We start from the raw sequence: 21555 nt of genomic DNA, 5'->3' as shown, positions 1-21555 counted from the left end.
AGGAGCGATCATCGGTCACACCCTATGGCGCGGCGGACCAGCGCACCATGTTCACTCCCGATCGCATCGCGATCGAGAAGCTCGACGGAACCCTGGTCGCGGAGCGGCTTGCGCCCCGAGATTCATTCGCCGGGCACCAGATGCACGCGCCCTGGGATCCTCTGCATCGCGCTTTATTTCAACGGCGAAGCGCTATGGACCTATCTTGCGACGCCATTTGCCTTCGCAATGGACGGCTTCCGTGTCGAGGAGACTGCACTCTGGCAGGAGGGGAAGGAGACGTGGCGAGTGCTGCGTGTCTATTTTCCGGGGGCGATCGAGACGCATTGCCAGGTTAAGGACTTCTTTTTTGACGAGCGGTTTGAACTCCGGCGGCACGACTACAGTGTCAATATCGCCGGTGGCTTCCCGGCCTCGCAACTGATGCTGGAATACACCGAGGCCAACGGGCTTCGTTTGCCGAGCAAGCGGCGAGCGTACAACCCCGGTCCCGACCGGCGTCCGATCCTCGACATGCTGATGGTTTCGATCGACCTCAGCGAGGTGGCGTTCTCGTAGACAATTTGGGCCGATCGAATGAAGGCCTGATTTTGACACCTGGACCATAACACGAACTTTTGTTTCTTCGTTACCGCCTCACAGCCTTCAAAGCCGCAGTCGATGAACCTAGATCATTTAAAGGAATGATGATCATAATGTAAAAGGAGCCATCCATGGGTGAGGTTATTCCATTCGTCTCAAAGGCCGAGCGCGAGCGCATTCGCCTGATCAAGGAAGCGCGCGCGATATATGACAGTGTCTTCCCGCCGGATGGTCCCGTCGATGAACAGGGCAGCGAAACGCCGGTAGTCCATCCGTTTAGCGGCGGGGGCTCCGTGTCGTGATCAAGATCATCGCCGTGCTCTGCAGTTTGTCTTCTCCGGCAAACTGCCACGAGCAGACGGTCACTTCATCGGATTTCGCCGATGTCTCCTTGCAGTCGTGCCTGATGGGCGCCCCGCAGCTTGCCGACTGGATGAAGCAGCATCCCGCCGAACGCCTGGCAGCGTGGCGTTGCGTAATCGGCCAGGAGCACGGCAGGGGAGCCTAGAGCGCATTCGCCACGATTTGCCAAGATTCGGTTTGCTTTACTCGTACCGACGCTCGGCGTCGGATACCAGTCTATCTCGCGAAGACAGACAGCTTCGCGACTGCCCCGGCGCCGGACCCCCGTCCCTTCGCCGCGGTTTGCGGCGGCCGGTCCTTCTCTCCCTCTCAAGGACCGGCCGCCCCTTTTAAGGTCCGATACGGCAACGCCGATCGAATGCACCATGTCAACCGGCGTTCAAATTTGGCTCTGACGCAATTTTGGTGCAGCTCACTCATTCGGCACCTATCAGTCTGGCTTGAAGCAGATCGATTTTTCCGCGGCCGTACATTTGGCGTCTGACGAGCTTGAGGCGTGTGATCTGCCCCTCGGTCTGTCCATTGGACCAGGGCGAAGTGATCGCTGCGCGAACCGCCGCTTCATCGTTCGTAACGCCGCGGGCGAACGATACGACGAGACTGGCGCGAGCGCGCTCGATCCAGGGCGACAACTCAGCGGCAGCTCTGCGCCGGATCATCGCGTGGAATTCGGCTGCGATCTCTCGAGCTTCGACGAGGGTGGGAACGCCAGCTTCGACGGCGACGACGGTGATCGTCTCCGCCTTGGAGAGCGTATCCCGTCCGACCGTCATAAGACGAACGATTGTTCTGGCCGATGGGATCCGGTGGAGGTTTTCGATATCAGCCTTTTCGGACCGCCGTCTGCGGGTCGTCCATTCGCCGACAACGCGAAGGGAGCCTCGGAAGCCGCGCACCCTTAAGCGGCGCCAAAGTTCAGCGCCGTTTCGGCAACCGGCTGCCCATTGGTCATCGAGCCATGGCAGATGCTGATCGAGTGAGTTCTGCCGGGTCCGGAAGATATCGTGACGTTCGCCACGGATCATCTGCCGTACCAGCTTTCTGCTATGGCCGGTCTGGCGCACGATCTGCTTGATCGGCGTTCAGCCTTTCGGCAGGCCCAAGATAGTTGCGTTGGTCTCTTCGCGGCGGAGATAGCCCTCATACTGGAGGCGCTCGGCCGCCGTGAGCAGCTTGGGATCGATTGTCGTTGCCCCGATCGCGCTGCGGATATGGCGCATCGATTTGCGGACGGCATCGAGGAAGGCCCGACTGGCGTTCTCCATCAGACGCCACCGATCCGCGACCTGTACCGCCTGCGGCAGGGCCTTTGCCGGAGCTTCGCCATATCCCCCACCACGGTCACGGGCAATGATCGTGATCGTGGGATGAGCAGCCAGCCAGGCTTGGGGGGTCGCGGGCTCACGATCCGGCAGCAGCGTGACGATCCGGCGCCTTTCAAGATTGCAGATGATGCTGGCGTATCGGTGATTGCGCCGCCAGGCCCAATCATCGATGCCTATAACCCTGAGCGGGTCGGCCGGCGGACGACTGCGGCGTCGAACCACACGCAGGAGCGTGTCTTTGCTCACCGGTAGCATCAGCCGCTTTGCGAAGCCTGCTGCTGGTCGACCGCCAAGCGCCAGGCCGAGGTGGTGGACGATAGAGTCCAGTCTCCCCGTGCGTCGCGCCGACGGAGCCAGTACGCATTCGGCGAAGCGCTCAGTGAAGATCTGGCGTCCGCACAGGACAGCGTCGCGGCGGAAGCGGCGAGCGATCACCAGGAGCTTTACAATCCGCCCCGAACGCGAAGATCGGTCACGCGCCGTCGATAGCGGCTATGGACGCGTCGGGAAACGTTCCGCACGACGGACACAGACCAACGCTTCCGGACGCTCGGACCTCAACAACGGCCTCATCGTCTTCGTAATACGCACTCTCTACAACAAACCCACGCGGCACCAGACTGGAGCGCTGGAGTGCTTGCTGTATGGCGCTGATTCTCCCCCAATCAAAACGCCAGACATCCCCCAAACTGCATCAAAAGTGAGTCAGAGCCAATACCGCAAGCCGAAAGACACCGATCGCGAACTCATCAAGGAAATGGTCAAGAACGAGGACATCCGTCTCCTCGTCGCGACCGACGCCGCCTGCGAAGGACTCAACCTGCAGCACCTCGGCAGCCAGATGAACGTCGACATGCCATGGAATCCGTCGAGGCTTGAGCAGCGGAAAGGGCGCATCCAGCGCATCGGTCAGTTGCGCGACGTCATCCACGTCGTGAACGTGCGGTACGCTGGCACGGTCGAGGACGACGCGTACACCGCCCTGTCTGAGAAGCCGTCCGCTACTTCCCGCAGCGGGTCGAGACCATCAGTTCGCCGATGGAGAAGCGCTACTGGAACGACGTGGCGGACGATGCCGGACTCGACTGGGAGTTCACCGAAAAGGTGCTCTCGTCCCATGACATCGCACATGCGACAGGGTTGGCGATGAGCCACCGCGCGGAAACTTTCAGGCGGTGACCGCTTTACCCAGCAGTAAGAGTTCGTGCAGCGGAAACGGCGACACGGTGTCGTCGTCGTACTGGGCGTGGACCGATCGCAGACGATGCGCTAGGAGCCGGAGCTCGGTGAGATCGTCGCCGTCCTGGCACAGGGCGACGCACACCTCGTCGACGGACGAGACCTTCCTCGGTTTGTTGTCCATGGCCCTGTTGTCGCCGGTCGGCAGATGGCGCGATACTGGCATCGCGCGGCCGACGGTCTTGGCCGAGACGGGCTTCCGCTTGAGCGCGTAGCCGGTACGCTCGGCGTTCGCTCCCCAGACGAACATCCCGGTCGGCCACTGGGTCTCGTCGTCGACGTAGTAGGACGGCAGCTTGCTGGCGTTCGCCGAAAGCCTGATGAGCCGCACGTTGCCCAAATCGGCGGGTGTGAAGACCCGGTTGCCGATCGCGATGCGGTCGAAGACCAGCTTGCCGTTCTGAATGGTGGACATCCACTTCTCGCCGAGCGTGTCCATGTCGGCGAGGACGACGGTTTCACCCGATCGGTCGATCTGCTCGAGCACCGTCGCGTAGAACGTGTGGAATTTCGCGACGTTCTCCTCGCTCCGCGAGCGGCGGAAGCGTTCGTTGACGCCGGAGAAGATGAACAATGCGGCCTCGGCGTAGGGCAGCCAGCTCGGTTCGCCGTCCTCCTGGGGAATCGCGCACTCCAGAATTCCGTCCCTGGTCCGCACCGCGAGCGGAAAGGCCTGCGCCCGGATTGATCCGCCGCCGACGTCCTGCGCGTTCCTCTGGATCGCGGCGACGGCCGCCACGGCGAAGGGAAGCTTCTCCTCGAAGACGGGCACGACGCCCAGCATGCGCAGCAGATCGCGCACCGCCGCGCGGATCTTCGGATTCTCCTCGCCGTCGCCGCCGTCCTCGACCAGCATTACCTGAGGGAGAAGACGCTCGCTGGCGAGCTCGCTCCGCGCGACCGCGTACGGATCGGCGACGCCGGCGTTGCGGTGGGCCGACGGCATTTCGAGGATGGCGCAGCCAATCTCCGTGCCGTCGGCGCGGGTCGCGCGGACGTGGGCCCGCATCTCGGCGCCGATCCGGCGGTTGGCCTCCTCCTGCTTGGAGCGGCGGATCTCGGTCTGCTGCTTGTCGGTCTTGCCGGCCTCCTCGGCCGCCGTCAGCTGGATCCTGGGCAGCGCCTGCGCGAGCACGTCGGAAACGGCCGGGATCACATTGATGCGCAATCCGTCGTTCCAGATCAGGGAAGCGCCGTCCACGGCATCGGGAACGCCGAGATAGTCGCCGATCTGCTGCACGACCGCCCGAGGCGTGGCCTCCTGCAGGCGAAAGATCACGATGTCCAGACCCCGGCTCGTTCCGATTGCCTTCAGGGTCCTGGACAGGGCGGCCCGTCTCAGGCCCTTGGCTTCCTCCCTGCCGTCCTCCTTCACGTGTCCGAACGGTCCCTTGACCGGCATCTTCCCGCTCAGGCGCGTCAGCGGCGCGGCGCGGGAGATGCCCGCTGGTTCGAGATGCCGGTCAATCGCCGTGGCGATGTCGTTGCGGTCCGGCCAGCCCACGCCGCTGCCGCCGGCCATGAACCTGTCGCCGCTGCCCGGCGCGAGGCGCGGAAGGACCCAGCGTCCCTCTTCGCCCACGACGATATGGGTGAGATCGGCCTCGGCGAGACGTGCCGCTCCGGCCAGGCGCCCGACGAGATCGAAGACACGGTGCTCGTTCTGCGACTCCCATTTCGCGACGATGTCCTTCGGGGCACCGCGGCCGAACACTGCCTTCCAATCGACCGTGGCCTTGAAACGGAACGCCGCGTGTCGGTAGCCGGCAAAGCCCGGTTCGCCGCCCACCGACGGCACGAAGACGTCCAGCGATCGGGACGGATCCGACACCTTGTCGTATCCCTGAACGGGGCCCCAGTTGCGGATCGAGGGGCGCGCGAGGACGTGCACGCCGTGCCCCTTCCGTTCGGGAAAGGTAGCCGTCGAGACAGTAATCACCTCGCTCCAGAGCGCGTCCGAACCGGTTCGCGCGCGGGTCGGTGGAAACGCCACGAGCTCGACGCCGCCGAACAGGTCGGACCGCGGGGTCTGAAGCACCATGGTGCGTTCCTGACCGGTGGCGAACTGGATGGTCTTGCCGGCGAGACGCCGCGCGGCGAGGGAGGTCAACGCGTCGAAGAGCCTGCTGTCCTCCGGCACCGCGCACGTCCCGTCGTGCGTGCGCATCGCCGTCGCGACTGAAATCGTCGTCCAGTTCCTGTCGTCGTCGACCGTATTGGCGATGTCGGCGCGGAGGTCGGCATCCCTTTTCGGATAGATGAGGCCGAGCCAGAGCGACAGGCTGGCGCGCACGCGCTGGGCGATGTCGGCGCGGTCGACGACGTCTCCGGCCTGGAAATAAAGCGACAGGCGAGGCGGGCCACCGTCGCGGTCCATCTTGACGTAGGCCGTTTCCGGCACCAGGAACGCCACCACCTCGGCCAGCCCCGCGACGACGATGCTCACCGGCATGTCGATGCGCTTGGTCTTCTCCTGCAACCACTGCGCCAGGATTTCGTGCGCCTTCGACGCCAGCGTGAAGCGGACGAGCGAGATCTCCTTCGGCAGGTGCTCGGCTGTCCACACCGCGACCTGAAGCGTATCGACGTTAGACACGGCGAAGTCCCTCCGTTTTGGCCAGAGCATCATGGAAAGGTTCGTAGAGCAGCTTCGCGACTTCGCGCGCAGGAACGTCGCCTCCCGACGTCATCGCCTGCTCCAACTGGGACAGGCACTGGACGAGCACGCTCGAGTCCCCGCTGTCCCCGCCTTCGCGCGCATCGAACGAATGCGGAGCGAACGCGTAGTCGACGAAGCCGACGAAGACCGGACATCCCCCGCGTATGCCGCGCCCGACCGTCTGCCAGATCGGGGTCAGCAGATCCCAGGCGAACTGCGCCTTGAACTCCGGCGGAAGACTGCGATAGCCGAAACGGCCGCGCTCCAGGGACTGCTTGACGAGGTTAGTCGCCGCATACCGCATCCTTCTCGCCCGCGAGGACATGCCCTCGACGGAGGCAACGCCCTTGTCGAAGCGCTCCTGCGCGAACCTGTTGAGCCGCCCGATCGTTGGAGCGAGATCGTCGGGGCGTGGATGCAACCGATGCAGGAAGTAGATGGTCGAGATCGCCGCCTTGCCCGGACGGTTCAGGATGTTGTGGCCGCGCCCGACGATCTGGACGGGCGCGACGATGACCGACTTTTCCGGCTCCAGGCCGAACCTCTCGATCAAGGACCGCGGCATCCTGCGGGCCTGCACCAGGCGGACCTCGCCCTCGTCGTCCGCGCGGTCGGGAACGACGCAGAAGACCTTCCAATCGGGATATCCGTTGGCTTCGAGCTCGGCGGCCAGCGCCTCCGCCACGATGGCGGCGTCGGCGTAGCTGTTGGTCACCAGCAGACCGCGCCGGCGATCGTCGAGCGCGGTCGCGCTCCAGCCCTTCCACTTCTCCGTCATCCGCCACCAGTCGGATTCGAAGCGGTTCATGCCGTCGCGCCGCGTTGCGAAGCGCTCCGCGATCGCCGCGAGATTTGCGCGGCGCGCCTTCTGGTTCATGCCCGAGATCCTGACCTGCGCCCCGTCATGGTCGCGGACGTCGACCAGCGCGAACACCGAATGTCCGATCGCCTCGAGTTCGGCGTCCGGTTGCTTCAGCACGCCCTTGACCGGGACCTGCACGTCGAAGGACGGCGAGGCCGTGTCCATGGGCCGGCCGGTCTTCGGATGCTTCCGCCTCCCGCTGCCGCCCGCCCAGCTCGTTCCGGACAGCATGAGGACATGCGGACCGGCCTGGCCCTCGGCGGCCAGCAGATCGTGGAGATGGGTCAGAAGGTGCCGGCCGACGCCGAGATGCGTGATCAGGGTCAGCTTTCCGCCCATGGCCGTCCGCGTCTCGTTGGCCGGCTCGTCGTAGAACAGGCCGAATGCGGCGCCGGCTGGGTTCGACGGCAGGAGCGTCCGATAATGCTTCAGAAGGCTGTTCGTCCGCCCCAGGAGGTGGCCTTCGTCGATGTCGAAGTCCCGCGCCACCGCCGGCTGGGTTTTGATCAGCCAGTTGTAGTGGCTCAGGGCGAGATCGGTGACCGTCGCGAGCAGAAGCGCGAGCGCGTTGCTCCGCCGGTCGAGCCGCTTGCGCGGCGGTCCGGTCTCGTCGACGGCGTTCAGGATCTGCAGCGGTCCGTCCAATTGATTCCCGATTTCGCCGACGAGGGATTCGTAGTAGTCGGCGACCAGTATCTCGCGAGCCACTTCCTGCAGCGCCTTAGCGGCGTCGGCAAACTTCACGTCGGTGAACTTGGGCCCGGATGCCTCGGCGCCGTCCTCCTCGTCGCCGTCTTCCGACACGGAGGAGCGGTCCGAATAGTGGCGGATCGCGCCGGCGACCTTGATGATCTCCAGAAACTGCCTTTCGTAGTCCGGATTGTCGAACGTCAGGTCGGCCGACGGCTCGCTCGCTTCCATCCGCCGCCGCCAGAGGTCGTAGAGGATGCTGCCGGCGGTGAAAGGAGTGTTTTCGTAGAATGCCGTCAGCGCCTCGCGTTCGTTCTGCAGGATCGCATAGATCGTGCCGATCAGGCGGAAGAAGACGTAGAAGTTCGACTGCCACTTCGTGTTCACGGGCTTGCGGAACTGGGCGCCGCTCTTGTCGCGCAGCGCACCGGACGAGCGCAGCCCGATGCTGGGAGCGTAGACGTCGGGCGCGTCGCCCATGATCGGGGATCTTGGCGCGAAGATGTCGTCGAATGCCTTCTGCACGCCGTCGACCTCGTCGACGACCACCAAATCGACCGTGTACTGCAGCAGTTCGGGGATCGTGACGTGCCGGTCGATCGTCCACTTGTCGGGCGTGATGTGCACGAACGCCTGCGGCGTCATGATCACAACTTGGGCGTCGACGAAGTCGCGCTGCTGCTCCTGGGCGGGACATCGCATCCACAACGGACACGACTTCGCATGGACGCTGTCGCCGACGTCGTCGATGTCGTCCTGCTCGTCGTTCGCGGCCGGTACCGCCTTCTGCTTCAGACTGTGGCATTGCTTCTCGGCGAAGCCCGGATATCCCGGCCGGGCGTCGGGAGCGCCTTCGACGATCTCCGGCGCCTGCTGCATGCCGTCCAGAGGACAGGCGGTGCTGAACCCCTCTGACAGGTCGCCGAGCGACGACAGGGACCAGCCGGTCGGGTCCAGTCCTCGCTGCCAGTAGATCGAATTGAGGTGCTTTTCCCGGTTCCGGAGGCTCGCGAGGACCGTCGCCTTGACGCCGTGGTGCCGCAGACGCGCGGCGAGTACGGATCCCTGGATCGTGTCGGTCGACAGCACCGCGATCCTCTTTCCGCTGCCGCCGAGCGTCAGCGTCAGAAGTAGCCCGAGCACCAGCGTCGACTTACCAGATGACAGCATCCCCACGACGTGGACCGCGCCGTCCAGCGTGATGTCCTTGCCGTCGAAGAATCCCGAAACGTCCTCCGGCCTGAGCTTTCGAAGGCGTTCGACGAGTCTCAGCGGCGGCAGGCTTTCCTTCGGCCAGTCGTCCTGCGCCTCGCGCGCGTCGACACGTTCGGCGATCTCGAGCATCTTCCTCAGCGCGATCCTGATCGGAGGATTCACGGCCCGCCGGACGAGGTCGTGTCTGCGGGCCGCCTCCGGATCGGCGGGGACGGGGGGGACGCGGTACACCAGCTTGGTGCGCCCGTGATCGACGGTGAACGTCGCCTCGCCCGGGTCGGCGACGCGAAGCTTGCGGGTGGACCATGGGACCTGCGCGGCGAAAGTCCGCTCGATCTGCTGGAGGAGCGCGTGCGGAGCCGCGGCGCGGCGGTTCACGCGGTCGGCCGCGATGTCGTGGCAGCGGACGGTCGCCGGCGTCCTGACGTACTGCGCGGTCGCGTCAAGCCAGGCGGACACCGAGCCGAACCGGGAGCTGAGATGGCGCAGCGCTGCCATCGCGCTGCGCGCCTCGGGCGCGGCGGCTTCGTCCAGAAGGTGCGGATATCCCATCATCAGGAACGGCACCGACCTGAGCGTCTCGTTGGGCACGAATCTATCGATGTAGGCCAGGCACAGTTCGGTCTGCGCCAGCGTCCGGACCTCCTCGGCGTCCATCTCCTCCGTCGCGGGATCGACGATCGCGAGCGCCTTGCGATACGACGCGACGAATTCGGCATCCGATCTCATCAGGCGGCCTCCAGCTCGTCGACGAGTTCGGACGCGGTGCGCAATTCGACCGGCGACTTCGCGTAGGAGCTCCGGACAGCTTCGAACCGGCCGCGATAGCCGCGCGACATTTCGGGCATCCAGTCCGGCACCGCGACGAAGCATTCGTGGTCCTCGGCGTATTCGCGGAAGCCGGGAAACCGCGCCGCCAGATGCTCCGGCGACAGATAGTCCTTCACGTCGACCGCGATCCTGCGCTTGCCGTCCGGAGACGTCGCGGTGAGGTCGACGCGATCCAGGCCCGGCCAAAGCGCGCAGGTCCAGCCCGCCCGCGAGAGGGCCTTCTCGAGCTCCAATTCGGTTTTCCCCGGCAGGCACCAGTATGTCCTGAACGGCCGACGCAGATGCATGGCGCCGACGCGCCACTTCAGGCGCTTGATGTCGCCGGCCTTGGCCCGGCGGACGGCCTCGGGTGCGCGGCACTCGGTATGAAAGCCCGCTGACTCGCGACGCAGCACCGTCCCGCTGACGGCGCAGACCGGCAGGCTGCCCTCGAAGAGTAGCGCCTCTGGGATACGGTGGTAGAAGGCGTCGATGACCTGATCGATCCGGTCCACGGTGGCCAGCAACGGGTGCGTCAGCATGACGGCCGTCCAGTTCGACAGCACCGGGTTCTCGATGATCGTGCGCCGGACCGCTACGTAGACGTCCTGGCCGTCGCGGCGATCGGAGCAGATTCCGCGCAGCAGCTTGTAGCCGGCATTCTCGATTAGTTCGGCTTCGGGGTCCGCTCCGGGCATCGCGAGGTCGGCGCAGGCCGGGGTGATCTCGCCGGCTTCGATGAGGCGCGCCGCGGTGAACTGGCCGTCCGGATCCCAAGACAGATCGCCGGCCCATTCGTAGAGCGGCTTCCGGGCGACGCGCGCGAGCTCGGAGAGGTTCGTCGGCCATTCCTGCCGTCCGGAGGCGAAGTTGCTCGCCGCGGCGAGGTCGAAGCCACGCTGCAGTGAGACGGGATATCCGTCCTTGAGCCACCCGTGCTCGTCGACCTGCGTCTGGACGTCGAGAAGGCCGCGAGCGAACCAGGTCACGAGATCCTGCGGGGAGACTGGCGGCCGGTCGTCGCCGCCCTCGAGCCTGCCCAGCTGGGTCCAGACGTCCTGGGGAACGTCGCTGTCATCCTGGAAATAGCGATAGAGAGTCGCACGGCTGATGCCGAGCGCCTGCGCGGCCGCCGTCTTCCATCGTCGACCCATTCCGAGCTTCTTCCCAAACAATTCTTGGCAGCGCGTTTCGAAATTGGTAGCCATGCGGTCCTGATTCCGTGAGACAGTTGCGACAATACTGTCTCAAGTGTCTCATTGCAACCGATTCCAGGGAACTTTGCACAGGTTGATCGCCGCCATGGTCGAACATATCGAAAAAGGGTCCGCACCGGCGTGCGCCGAAAGCGCGGTCGGCTCCGAAAAGGCGCGTTCCGCGCCTGGAGATATGCGGCCGGCTCGAGTCGTACTACCTGGACGTGTTGAAATCAAAAAAATCAATCATTGCAGCCGTCAGGGAACTTGGCCGAGGATGGCTGCCGATTCCTTAGGCGGCCGCGGGCGGCGATCTCCGGCATCCCGTCGACCCCCTTCATAGAGGCGAACCGGAGTGGCGCAGTTCAACGATTGGTGCAGTTCGGCCGACGGGAAGGTCGGAACCCATTTTCGACGCATCATGACCGGAAAGCCGGCGACGCTCGCCTCGGGCATCGCTGCGACCGCGGCCATCGTGCCGGGCCACTACGCGTCCGAAGAACACGTGGCCCGCGCGCTCGCCCGCCTCGGCAAGCCGCGTGCCGCCGCCCTCATCGAGGGCAAGCTTCCGACGACGAAGCAGATCCGGTCGGGCGATCTTGGCGAGATCTACGCGACGGAATGGATCGATGCGCACAGCGGGGGCTATCGCGCGCCGATCAAGCGCCTGCGGTGGAAGGACCATCGCAACATGGCGATGCGCGGCGACGACGTCATCGCCATCCAGTTGGACGTGAAGACGCAGCGGCTCCGCTTCCTCAAGACGGAAGCCAAGAGCCGCGCCAAGCTCACAGCGAAGGTGCTCGCCGAAGCGCGTGCCGGTCTGGACAAGGACGGCGGCCTGCCGTCGGCCCACGCGCTCACGTTCATTTCCGAGCGGCTGGTGGACATGAAGAAGGATTTGCGGCTCGCCGACGCGATCGACGACGCCTTGCTCAAGCACACCATCCCGCCACAGAGCGTCACGCATCTGCTGTTCGTCTTCACCGGCAACGCGCCGGAAAAGCTGCTGACTACCGCGTTGCAGAACTACACCGGCAAGATCGGCCAGTGGGGGCTCGGCCTGCACGTGGACGGCCACAGCAAGTTCATAGGCGATATCTACGATAAGGTGATCGCCGATGCCCACAAACCCTGACGCGATCGCGGCCGACATCGCGGAAGCGGCGACCGCCGGTTTTCGGGCAAACCTGATCGCACGCGGCCAGGCCCGCGCAATCATCTGGCGCGACGGCGCCCTTCCGGCGGACGCGCCTGCCTTCGCACCCCAGCTCAGCTACGATCTGCATTCCTACGGATACGCGCTGCTCGGACTCGGGCTTCGCCTGCTCGAGCTCGGCGGTGACGCGGCGCGCGCCCGGATGGCCTTCGAACAGGCCGCGACCGCGCTCGAGTCGGTGATCGCCAAAGGCGACCGCGGCGAGGTCGACCGCGACTTCCATTTCGTGATGGCTGCGGCCAGCTATCATCTCGCGCATCTTTCGGCGCGTGCCTACTCCCTGCTCGCGATCGTCGAGGCCGACGAGAACTTCTCGCCGACGGAGCGGCTGCTCGCCCTGCTCATGCGGCGCGACTTCCGCGGCTTCCGCCGTACCGTGCTCGACTACAGGGCCTCAGGAGAAGGCAGCGACGAGCACATCGCACATGCCATCCAGGCCGCCATGGACGGCGCCGCCGAGGGCGAAGACGAGGGCGATGAGTTCCTGTTCGACGGCCTCGACATGGCGCTGACGGACTCGTTCATGGCGGCGATGTCCCTGTTCGTGCAGGCAGTGGAGCGCGGGGAGCGCGCGCTGGTCGACCAGGCGGTCGAGCGGCTCCGCACCGGCCTTTCGATCTGCGGCGAACTGAACATGTTGCCGCAATGGTGGACTCACCGTATCGCCATCCACCTCATCCGGGACCTTTGGTCGAACACCTTCCACGAAAGGGTGCCGCTTCAACCGGCGGGCGGCATCGCGGCCGATTGGCCGCGGCTGCGCGAGCTGTTCATCGCGCTGCTGCAGAGCCGGACCAGGGCGGAGATGGACCTCTGGCCGTCCCAGGTGGATGCGGCCGGCCGAGCCGTGGACCAATCGGACGATCTGGTGGTCTCGCTTCCGACCAGCGCCGGGAAGACCCGCATCGCGGAACTCTGCATCCTGCGCTGTCTCGCCGGCGACAAGCGGGTGGTCTTCGTCACGCCGCTGCGCGCGCTTTCGGCCCAGACCGAAACCACCCTGCAGCAGACCTTCGGCCCGCTCGGCAAGACGATATCGGCGCTCTACGGCAGCATCGGCACGAGCGGCTTCGACGAAGACGCAATCCGCGAACGCGACATCGTCGTCGCGACGCCGGAGAAGCTCGACTTCGCGCTCCGCAACGATCCGTCGCTGCTCGACGACGTCGGCCTGCTGGTGTTCGACGAAGGCCACATGATCGGCCTTAACGAGCGCGAGGTCCGCTACGAGGTGCAGATCCAGCGGCTGCTGCGCCGGACCGACGCCGCGCAGCGACGGATCGTGTGCCTGTCCGCGATCCTGCCCGACGGCAAGCAACTCGACGATTTCGCCGCCTGGCTGCGGCGAGACCATCCGGGCGGCGTGATCAAGAACGAGTGGCGGCCGACCCGATTGCGGTTCGGCGAGGTCGTCTGGTCGCCCTCGACGACGACCGCGCGGCTGAACCTGCGGGTGGGCGACGAGCGTCCATGGGTCCGTCGCTTTCTCGTCGGGGTGCCCCCGCCCAAGTGGGTGCGGCCGAAGCGCCAGCGCAAGATCCCGTTTCCTCAGGATCAGCGGGAGCTCTGCCTCGCGACGGCCTGGCGGCTAGTCGAGGACAAGCAGACGGTGCTCGTCTTCTGCCCGCTGCGCAAGAGCGTCGAGCCTTTCGCCGACGTCATCGTCGACCTGCATGAGCGCGGCGCGCTTCGATCGCTGCTCGAAGCCGACCCTTCGGTTCTGAAGACCGCGATCGCGCTCGGCCAGGAGTGGCTCGGCGCAGACAGCGCCATCCTCAAGTGCCTCCGCATCGGGGTGGCGCTGCACCACGGTGCGCTGCCGACCGCCTACCGCAAGGAGATCGAGCGGCTGTTGCGCGAGAACGTCCTCAAAGTCACCATCTCGTCGCCGACGCTGGCGCAGGGGCTGAACCTGTCCGCGACCGCCGTGATCATGCACTCGCTGCATCGCGCCGGCGAACGGATCGACGTCTCCGAGTTCAAGAACGTCATCGGGCGCGCCGGCCGGGCCTATGTCGACGTCGAAGGCATCGTGCTGTTTCCCATGTTCGACGATGTCGCGAAGAAGCGCCAGAGTTGGGAAGGGCTGATCGACGATCTCGGCGCACGCAACATGGAGAGCGGTCTGGTCCAACTGATCACCGCGCTCCTGAACAGGATGCACGCCCGTATCGGCGGCGACATCGACCACCTGACGGAATACGTCGTCAACAACGCCGCGGCATGGAGCTTTCCCGAGGTCGCCCGCGAGAGACCCGAAGCGCGAGAGAAGGCGCTCGCCGAGTGGGAACGCCACATCGCGACCCTCGACACGGCCATACTGAGTCTCATCGGCGAGAACGACGTCCCGGACGACGGAATCGAGGCCGCGCTCGACGACATCCTGCAGTCCTCCCTCTGGCACCGACGCCTGCATCGCTACAACGAGGCGTCCCGGCGCATCTTCAGGGCGGGCCTGGTCACGCGCAGCCGGCTCATCTGGAAACAATCGAACGCAACACGCCGTCGCGCCTACTTTCTCGCCGGCCTCGGACTTTCCGCCGGACATGCGCTCGACGCCATCGCGGCGGAGGCGAACCCACTCCTGGTCCAAGCCAACGCCGCCATCCTGATGGGCGACGCCGACGCGGCGATCACCGCGATCACGGGCATAGCCGATCTCGTCTTCACGTTCTATCCGTTCATCCCCGACACGATGCCGGACGATTGGCAGGGAGTGCTGCGGGCGTGGCTGCTGGGTCGCCCGCTCGCGACCATGGCCGTCGGCCGGGAGGCGGAAACGTTGCAGTTCGTCGAGGGCGGACTGGTCTTCCGTCTGCCGTGGGCGCTCGAGGCTATACGGGTCCGCGCCGCGACCCACGGCGACACTGTCGACGGCCTTGAGATGACCGACTTCGAGCTCGGCCATGCGGTCTCCGCCGTGGAGACCGGAACGCTGAACCGGTCCGCCTCGATCCTCATCCAGGCGGGCTTCAACTCGCGGCTCGCGGCCATCAAGGCCGTGACTGACACCGGCGCCACCTTCGGCAACGGCCAGGAGCTGCGACAGTGGCTGGCATCGAAGGACGTCATCGCCCGGAGCGCGCTCGCCGATTGGCCCACCGTCGAGACGAAGGCCATGTGGACGGAATTCCTACAAAGCTTCAGGCGAAGCGACAACCGCACGTGGGCCAAACGCGGATACACGACGAAGGTGGCGTGGCTCGGGGCGGCGCCGCCGCCGGGCACGGCGGTCCAGATCCACGACTTCGGCGGTCACCCGCGCGTGCTCGCCGCCGACGGCACGCCGCTCGGCATGGTACAGGCCGCCCTCAACCCAGGACGGATCGGCCTGGCGCGCGCCCAGGTCTCGCATCACATGGGCAAGATCGACGTCTCCTACTTCGGTCCGGACGATTTCAACGCCGGCGCCGGCCCATAGGAGGGATGGCCCACCACGTCGGCAGGTGCGCCCCTCACGTGCGCGGACTGGCTACGGACGTCGAACCTGCGGCCGGAATACGGGCAGGGCCTCCTGGACGACCCTCGCGCCGATGGTAGTCAACGAGGCCAGACCGGCCCCCGGATCCGGGCGCTGCGGCTCCGCGACATCCCGCATCACCTGCGAAGTGCGTCCCCCCAATTATACATAGCCAGAAAGGGGTCGCTGACGTCGCTTCATTATGGTTAAGGGCCGAATTGGAATTGGAGGGCTCCTCTAGGACGCTCTGGCCATCCGGGAACGCCTCGTCCTGGGCTTCGAAGGTAAAGAACAGGCGCCGCAAAAGCCTGCCACAGTGGGTCAAACTGGCTCGCACGGCGTAAACCACGGAAATAGGAAGACTTCCGTCGGCCGGTTGCGGAGCTTATATTTGCGGAACAAAGGACGTTCCAGATGGCCGGCGAAGTGAACGAGGGAGTGGTCGGGGACACCGCGAAGCTGATGATGCATCGGCTGATCGTGCGGATGGTTCGTCGCGACCCGTCGCTGGTTGAAAGGGCCAAGATCGCCCACGCGCGCCAAGCGGACCAATTCGTCGACTGGCCGTTCGTGCGCGAGTGGGAGGAGCTACTTGCGCTTCCGACGAAAGAGCTTGCGTCCAGGCTTGTCAGCCGCGACCGCGAGATGGTGCGGCTTCGCAATTCGTCGCCGTTCTACTTGGCGGAGGGCGTCGATTTTGGCGGATACGACGCGCGAGTACGGTTGAGGCGGGCGGCGAGAAGGATTGTAGAACGAGGCTTGGCTACCGATCAGCACGCCACGCCTCGGGGACCTTGATGGTTGAGAAAAAGATACTCCGGACCCTCGAGGACCTACTCAGGGTGGTGAGAGCCCTCGCTTATGCAGGCGTCAAAGAACGCAACGAAGCTGATTAGACCCCCCTGACTTTTTTCCAGCTCAAAAATCGACGAAAAAATCGAGGGGAAATTCGATAGGCGTTTCAGGGAGATCTAAGATCGAGTCGTATTCAAAACGAAATCGAGTCGTTCTTAAGGGTGAAATCGAGTCGTTTTCAAAGTGTCCGCACAACACGGATATTCTTGGTGGGCCCGGCAGGACTCGAACCTGCAACCAGACCGTTATGAGCGGCCGGCTCTAACCATTGAGCTACAGGCCCCGCCGCCTTGCGGGCCGCGGGGGGGCGGCCGGCAACGGTGCGGGCTCCGTTTACAGGTTGCGTCGGGTTTCGGCAATGCCGCCCCGATCCGCCCATGACGGCCACTCACGCCTCAATCGACCGAGACGCCGGCGAACTCGACGACCTTGCGCCATTTCTCGGTCTCATCGGCCACCAACTTGCCGAATTCGGCCGGGGTCATCGGCTTCGGGATGCCGCCTGCCTCGGCGAGGCGCGCCACCAGCTTGGGGTCCTTCAGGGCCTCGCCGACGGCCTTGTTCAGCGCGTCGACGATCTCCGGCGGAGTGCCCTTCGGCGCTGAGATGCCGTAGAACCCGACCGCCTCGAAGCCCGGCACCGTTTCGGCGATCGCGGGCACGTCGGGCACGCTCGGCCAGCGCTGCGGCGAGGTGACGCCGAGCGCGCGGACGCTGCCGCCGCGCGACTGCTCCAGCGCCGACGGCAGATTGTCGAAGATCAGCTGCACCTTGTTGGAGATGATGTCGGGGAAGGCGATCGCCGATCCCCGATACGGCACGTGCTGCATGTCGCACTTGGTCATCGCCTTGAACAGCTCGGCCGACATATGCACCGAGGTGCCGTAGCCGGACGAGGCGTAGGCGATCTTGCCCGGATTGGCCCTGCAATAGTCGATGAACTCCTGAACCGTCTTCACCGGCATCGCATTCGAGACCACCAGCATGTTGGTGAGCTGCATGATGCTGGCGACCGGTGTGGTGTCGCGCAGGAAGTCGTAGGGCAGCTTCTTGTAGAGCGAGGTCGAGATCGCATTGTTGGGTGCGACGAACAGCAGCGTGTAACCGTCGGCCGGCGAGTTGATCGCGGCTGCGGCCGCGATGTTGCCGCCGGAGCCGGTGCGGTTCTCGACCACGAATTGCTGGCCGAGATGATCCGACAGCCACTGGCTCATGATGCGGGCGACGATGTCGACCGGGCCGCCGGCGGCAAACCCGATCAGCCAGCGCACCGGCCGGTTCGGATAGTCGGATGCGGATGAGGGGCTGAGCGAAGCAAGACAGCAGGCCAAACCAAGCAGAGCAGCACGTACGAACCGGATCATCGTCTCTCCCGTCATTTTCTTGTGACTGTTGCCGTCATGGTTTCACAAAACCCTGCCTTTGCCTACGACCCCGCCCGTGCGACGATAGTTGGACTCGTGTGCAATGCTTGAGGCTCGGGATGAAATTCGCTGTTATGATTTGCGCCGGCGTGCTGCTGCTCGCGGGCGGCGCGGCGGCGCAAGAGGGGGGCAAAACCATTTCCAAAACCACGATCAGTTTCGCCACCGCGACGCCGGGCGGCGGCTTTCCGCTCTATGGCAATGCGTTCGCCGAGGTGATGAATGCGGCCGATCCGACGCTGTCGATCGAGCCGCGCAACACCAAGGGCTCCAACGAGAACATTCCGCTGCTCGAGGCCGGCAGCGTCGACATCGCAACCGTTGCGGGCGAGCCGTCCTATGAAGCCTTCATGGGCATCGGCCGGCCGAAGGCGACCAAGCTGAAGATCCTCACCGCGATGTATTCGAGCCCGGGCATGTTCGTGGTCCGCGCCGACAGTCGCTACAAGACGATCCAGGATCTGGTCGGCCAGTCCGTCGCGTTCGGCGCCAAGGGCTCCGGCCTGCCGATCCTGTCGCGCTATATCCTCGACGGCATCGGGTTGAAGCAGGACGAGGACTTCAAATCGATCTATCTCGATCGCGCCGGCGACGGACCCGCGATGGTCGAGGACGGCCGCGCGGCGGCGCTGTGGGGCGCCGGCATTGGCTGGCCCGGTTTCAGCAAGATGGCCGAGAGCGCAAGCGGCGCGCGCTTCATTGCGCCGACCGCGGACGAGATCGCGCGCATCCGTGCCAGGCACACCTTCCTGAAGCCGCTGACGATCCCCGCCGGCAGCTATCCGAAGCAGACGGAAGCCATCTCTTCGGTCGGCTCCTGGAGCTACATCCTGGTGCGCGAGAGCCTGTCCGACGATGTCGCCTATCGGCTGGCGAAGACACTACATGGCGTCGAGGCCGATTTCTGCAAGAAGCTTGCGCAGGCCTGCGAGACCACGGCGGCGAACACCATCGCCGCCGCGCCCGATCTCAATCTGATCCACCCCGGCGTGCTGAGATATTTCCGAGAGATCGGGGTGGCGAAGTGATCTCTGCATGGACGCGTCGTTGCGTCTATGCAGAGGTCATTCCGGGGCGCGCGAAGCGCGAACCCGGAATCTCGAGATTCCGGGTTCGATGCTGACGCATCGCCCCGGAATGACTGCTGGCAGTTATTTCTTCACCATCGAACACGCCGGATCCGGCGGGCCGAACGCATCCTCGCCCGAGATCTTGGCCAGGATCTTGTAATAGTCCCACGGATACTTCGACTCGGACGGGATCTTGACCTGCACCAGCCAGAGATCGTGCACCATCAGATTGTCCTCGCGCAGCTTGCCGTTGCGGGCGAAGAAATCCTCGACCGGCTTCTCGCGCATCTTGGCCGCGACCTTGAGCGGATCGTCGGTGCCGCTGTCCTTGATCGCGTTCAGATAGGCGGTCACCGAGGAGTAGACGCCGGCCTGCCACATCGTCGGCATCCGGTTCATCTTGGCGAAATAGCGCTTCGACCATTCCCGGGTCTTGTCGTCCATGTCCCAGTAGAACGAGGTGGTCAGCAGCAGGCCCTGCGCGGCCGACAGCCCGATCGAGTGGACGTCGGTGATCAAGGCCAGCAGCGCGGCCATCTGCTGCCCGCCGGCAAAGACGCCGAACTCGGCAGCGGTCTTGATTTCGTTGGTGTTGTTGGGCGGGCCGCCGGCGATGCCGATGATCTTGGCCTTCGAGGCCTGCGCCTGCAGAATGAAGGATGATAGATCGGGCGTCGCAAACGGCGGGCGTACCGCGCCGAGCACCTTGCCGCCGTTCTTCGTCACGATCGCGGAAGCGTCCTTCTCCAGCGAATGACCGAACGCATAGTCGTCGGTGATGAAGAACCAGCTGTCGCCGCCGCGCTTCACGACCTCCTGCGCGGTGCCGACCGCGAGCGCGCGAGTGTCGAACACCCACTGCATGGCGTAGGGCGAGCAGAACTTGCCATGGAAATCGGTCGCGCCGGTCGAGTGGGTGATGAACAGCTTCTTCTTCTCGTTGGCGATGTTCTGCACCGCGAGGCCGACCGCCGAGACCGGCACGTCGACGATGAGGTCGACCTGATCGACGTCATACCAGCGCCGCGCGATGGTCGCGCCGATGTCCGGCTTGAGCTGGTGATCGCCGACGATCACCGAGATCGGCTTGCCGAGCACCTTGCCGCCGAAATCGTCGACCGCCATCTGCGCGGCGGTGACCGAGCCCTGTCCGGTCGGCGTCGAGGCTGGGCCGTTCATGTCCGTCAGCACGCCGATCTTGACGATGTCGTCGGATATCTGGGCCGATGCGGCCGAAGAGGCCAGTAGCGCGGCTGCGAGCGTCCCGAACATGGCTAGTCTGGTGGCGTTCATTCTGTCTCCCTCCTGAACTGGCGCATTGGCCATTATGGTTGTCCCGGGTCTCTGGAACCCGGTTATATTGGTTTCTTTTGCAACTAGTTTGGGGTCCGCGTCAACGCGCCATCGGTCTAATGACGCAGGCCCGGACCGGTGCGAGGCAGTTTCTTTCGGGGCCGATTCAGTCCATAGCGGGCCATGGTCACTGCCCAGCGCCTTCCGGCTTCGCTCACCCCGCTCGATGCGGCGCTGGCCGCCGTGCTCCGTAACCTCGCGCCGGTCCAGCCGATCGAACTGCCGCCGGCCGAGGCCTTGCGATGCATTGCCGCCGAGATGCCGGCCTTGCGCGCCTATCCGCCGCACGATGTCGCCGTCGGCGACGGTTGGGCGATGCGTGCCAATGACCTGGTCGGTGCGTCCTCCTACGCACCGCTGCCGCTCGCCGCGCTCCCGGTCTGGGTCGAGGCCGGCGCGGCGATGCCCGACGGCACTGACTGCGTGGTCGATGCCGATGCCGTCGACAGCTCCGGTCCGTTGGCGCAGGTGCTGGCCGAAGCCATCCCGGGGCAGGGCGTCCGGCGTGCCGGCAGCGATATTGCGATCGGGCGTGCCGTGATCGCGGCCGGTGAGCCGCTGCTGCCGCGCGGTCTGCTGCTCGCACGCGCGGCCGGGCTGGACCTGTTGCGTGTGCGACGGCCACGGCTTCGTATCGTCAACACCTCCAACGGTCAGCTGACCGCGCAGCTGATCGCTGACACTGCGCAGTTCGCGGGCACTGAAATCGTCTGCGCCGAGGTGGCGCCGGATGTGACCGCGATTGCCAACGCGCTCGCGGCAGATGGTTGCGACCTGATCGTCACGATCGGCGGCACCGGCGTTGGCCGCAACGATGCCGCGGTGAATGCGCTGGCGGCGCGCGGCACGCTGATCGCGCACGGCATTGCGTTGCAGCCCGGGCGCACCACGGCGGTCGGCCGCGTCGATGCAACGCCGGTCGTCGCTCTGCCCGGCGCGCCGGATCAGGCATTCGCGGCCTGGTGGGCGATTGCGCTTCCCCTGCTCGATCGTTTGTCGGTCCGGCACCCGCGCAAGACGCTGGCGCTGCCGCTGGAACGCAAGATCGCCTCCGGCGTCGGGATAGCTGAAATCGTGCTGCTGACGCGTCAGGACGGGAGCTGGGCCACGCTTGCGATCGGCGACCTGTCGCTCGACGCCATCTCGCGCGCCGAAGGCCTGCTGATCGTGCCCGGCGCTTCCGAAGGCTTCGCTGCGGGCACGGTCGTCGATGCCTATATATTGCGGGAGTGA

General features: G+C 65.2%; 14 protein-coding genes, 1 tRNA gene and 2 pseudogenes. 10 read left to right on the top strand and 7 right to left on the bottom strand.

Annotation, left to right across the window (positions count from 1 at the left end):
- Positions 1–108 precede the first annotated feature (108 nt).
- From QDT69_RS32890 to QDT69_RS32880, 3 genes are all read left to right on the top strand, one after another.
- The gene (locus QDT69_RS32890; RefSeq protein WP_279710619.1) at positions 109–558 is read left to right on the top strand and encodes a hypothetical protein; all 450 of its coding nucleotides are present in this window, start codon (positions 109–111) and stop codon (positions 556–558) included.
- A 155-nt stretch (positions 559–713) separates the two neighbouring features.
- Entirely contained in the window at positions 714–884 is a 171-nt protein-coding gene (locus tag QDT69_RS32885) for a hypothetical protein (protein ID WP_279710618.1), read from the top strand.
- Positions 881–1090: a hypothetical protein gene (locus QDT69_RS32880; protein ID WP_279710617.1), complete on the top strand. Its 210-nt coding sequence runs from the start codon at positions 881–883 to the stop codon at positions 1088–1090. Before QDT69_RS32885 ends, QDT69_RS32880 begins: the two co-directional genes overlap by 4 nt.
- A gap of 271 nt (positions 1091–1361) precedes the next feature.
- Here QDT69_RS32880 and QDT69_RS32875 read toward each other — a convergent pair.
- Positions 1362–2916 (bottom strand): annotated as a pseudogene (locus QDT69_RS32875) (ISL3 family transposase).
- Positions 2917–3027: 111 nt separating this feature from the next.
- Between QDT69_RS32875 and QDT69_RS32870 the strand changes: the two are divergent.
- Together QDT69_RS32870 and QDT69_RS32865 are read left to right on the top strand one after the other, a co-directional pair.
- Positions 3028–3120 (top strand): annotated as a pseudogene (locus tag QDT69_RS32870) (hypothetical protein); the annotation flags it as partial.
- A gap of 188 nt (positions 3121–3308) precedes the next feature.
- A complete protein-coding gene (locus tag QDT69_RS32865; protein WP_279710643.1) occupies positions 3309–3449 on the top strand; it encodes a hypothetical protein in 141 nt (46 codons plus the stop codon).
- On the opposite strand, the gene QDT69_RS32860 is transcribed toward QDT69_RS32865, so the two are convergent.
- From QDT69_RS32860 to QDT69_RS32850, 3 genes are read right to left on the bottom strand one after another with little or no spacing between them, the layout of a single operon-like run.
- Positions 3439–6105 carry a DUF3962 domain-containing protein gene (locus QDT69_RS32860; protein ID WP_279710616.1) on the bottom strand — a complete coding sequence of 889 codons (2667 nt, stop codon included), beginning with the start codon at positions 6103–6105 and terminating at the stop codon, positions 3439–3441. The two genes, QDT69_RS32865 and QDT69_RS32860, sit on opposite strands and share 11 nt — an antisense overlap.
- On the bottom strand, positions 6098–9664 hold the full coding sequence (locus tag QDT69_RS32855) for a hypothetical protein (protein WP_279710615.1): 3567 nt from the start codon (positions 9662–9664) through the stop codon (positions 6098–6100). The genes QDT69_RS32860 and QDT69_RS32855 overlap by 8 nt, the downstream gene beginning before the upstream one ends.
- Positions 9664–10899, bottom strand: coding sequence for a hypothetical protein (locus QDT69_RS32850; RefSeq protein ID WP_279710614.1), 1236 nt, complete (start codon positions 10897–10899; stop codon positions 9664–9666). Before QDT69_RS32850 ends, QDT69_RS32855 begins: the two co-directional genes overlap by 1 nt.
- Positions 10900–11296: 397 nt before the next feature.
- Here QDT69_RS32850 and QDT69_RS32845 point away from each other — a divergent pair, with 397 nt between their 5' ends.
- The 3 genes from QDT69_RS32845 to QDT69_RS32835 all read left to right on the top strand — a co-directional run bounded on the left by QDT69_RS32845 (position 11297) and on the right by QDT69_RS32835 (position 16418).
- Positions 11297–12079 (top strand): Hachiman antiphage defense system protein HamA, encoded by a 783-nt coding sequence (locus QDT69_RS32845; protein ID WP_279710613.1) that lies wholly within the window; start codon positions 11297–11299, stop codon positions 12077–12079.
- On the top strand, positions 12063–15581 hold the full coding sequence (locus QDT69_RS32840) for a DEAD/DEAH box helicase (protein WP_279710612.1): 3519 nt from the start codon (positions 12063–12065) through the stop codon (positions 15579–15581). The genes QDT69_RS32845 and QDT69_RS32840 overlap by 17 nt, the downstream gene beginning before the upstream one ends.
- Before the next feature lie 453 nt (positions 15582–16034).
- The gene (locus QDT69_RS32835; protein WP_279710611.1) at positions 16035–16418 is read left to right on the top strand and encodes a hypothetical protein; all 384 of its coding nucleotides are present in this window, start codon (positions 16035–16037) and stop codon (positions 16416–16418) included.
- 264 nt (positions 16419–16682) lie between these two features.
- Here the strand turns inward: QDT69_RS32835 and QDT69_RS32830 are convergent.
- Positions 16683–16758, bottom strand: a tRNA-Ile gene (locus QDT69_RS32830).
- A gap of 112 nt (positions 16759–16870) precedes the next feature.
- Positions 16871–17839 carry a tripartite tricarboxylate transporter substrate binding protein gene (locus QDT69_RS32825; protein ID WP_279710610.1) on the bottom strand — a complete coding sequence of 323 codons (969 nt, stop codon included), beginning with the start codon at positions 17837–17839 and terminating at the stop codon, positions 16871–16873.
- A 119-nt stretch (positions 17840–17958) separates the two neighbouring features.
- On the opposite strand from QDT69_RS32825, the gene QDT69_RS32820 reads away from it, so the two are divergent.
- Positions 17959–18927 carry a TAXI family TRAP transporter solute-binding subunit gene (locus tag QDT69_RS32820; protein ID WP_279710609.1) on the top strand — a complete coding sequence of 323 codons (969 nt, stop codon included), beginning with the start codon at positions 17959–17961 and terminating at the stop codon, positions 18925–18927.
- A 123-nt stretch (positions 18928–19050) separates the two neighbouring features.
- Here QDT69_RS32820 and QDT69_RS32815 read toward each other — a convergent pair whose 3' ends face one another.
- A complete protein-coding gene (locus QDT69_RS32815) occupies positions 19051–20262 on the bottom strand; it encodes an ABC transporter substrate-binding protein (RefSeq protein ID WP_279710608.1) in 1212 nt (403 codons plus the stop codon).
- Between the two features lie 183 nt (positions 20263–20445).
- Between QDT69_RS32815 and QDT69_RS32810 the strand changes: the two genes are divergently transcribed.
- Complete coding sequence (locus QDT69_RS32810; protein WP_279710607.1) at positions 20446–21555, top strand: molybdopterin-binding protein; 1110 nt, start codon at positions 20446–20448, stop codon at positions 21553–21555.

This window comes from Bradyrhizobium sp. CER78, from assembly GCF_029846235.1.
Taxonomy (GTDB): Bacteria; Pseudomonadota; Alphaproteobacteria; order Rhizobiales; family Xanthobacteraceae; genus Bradyrhizobium.
The sequence above is the reverse complement of the archived record's forward strand: the minus strand, read 5'-3'. Positions and strand labels throughout refer to the sequence as shown.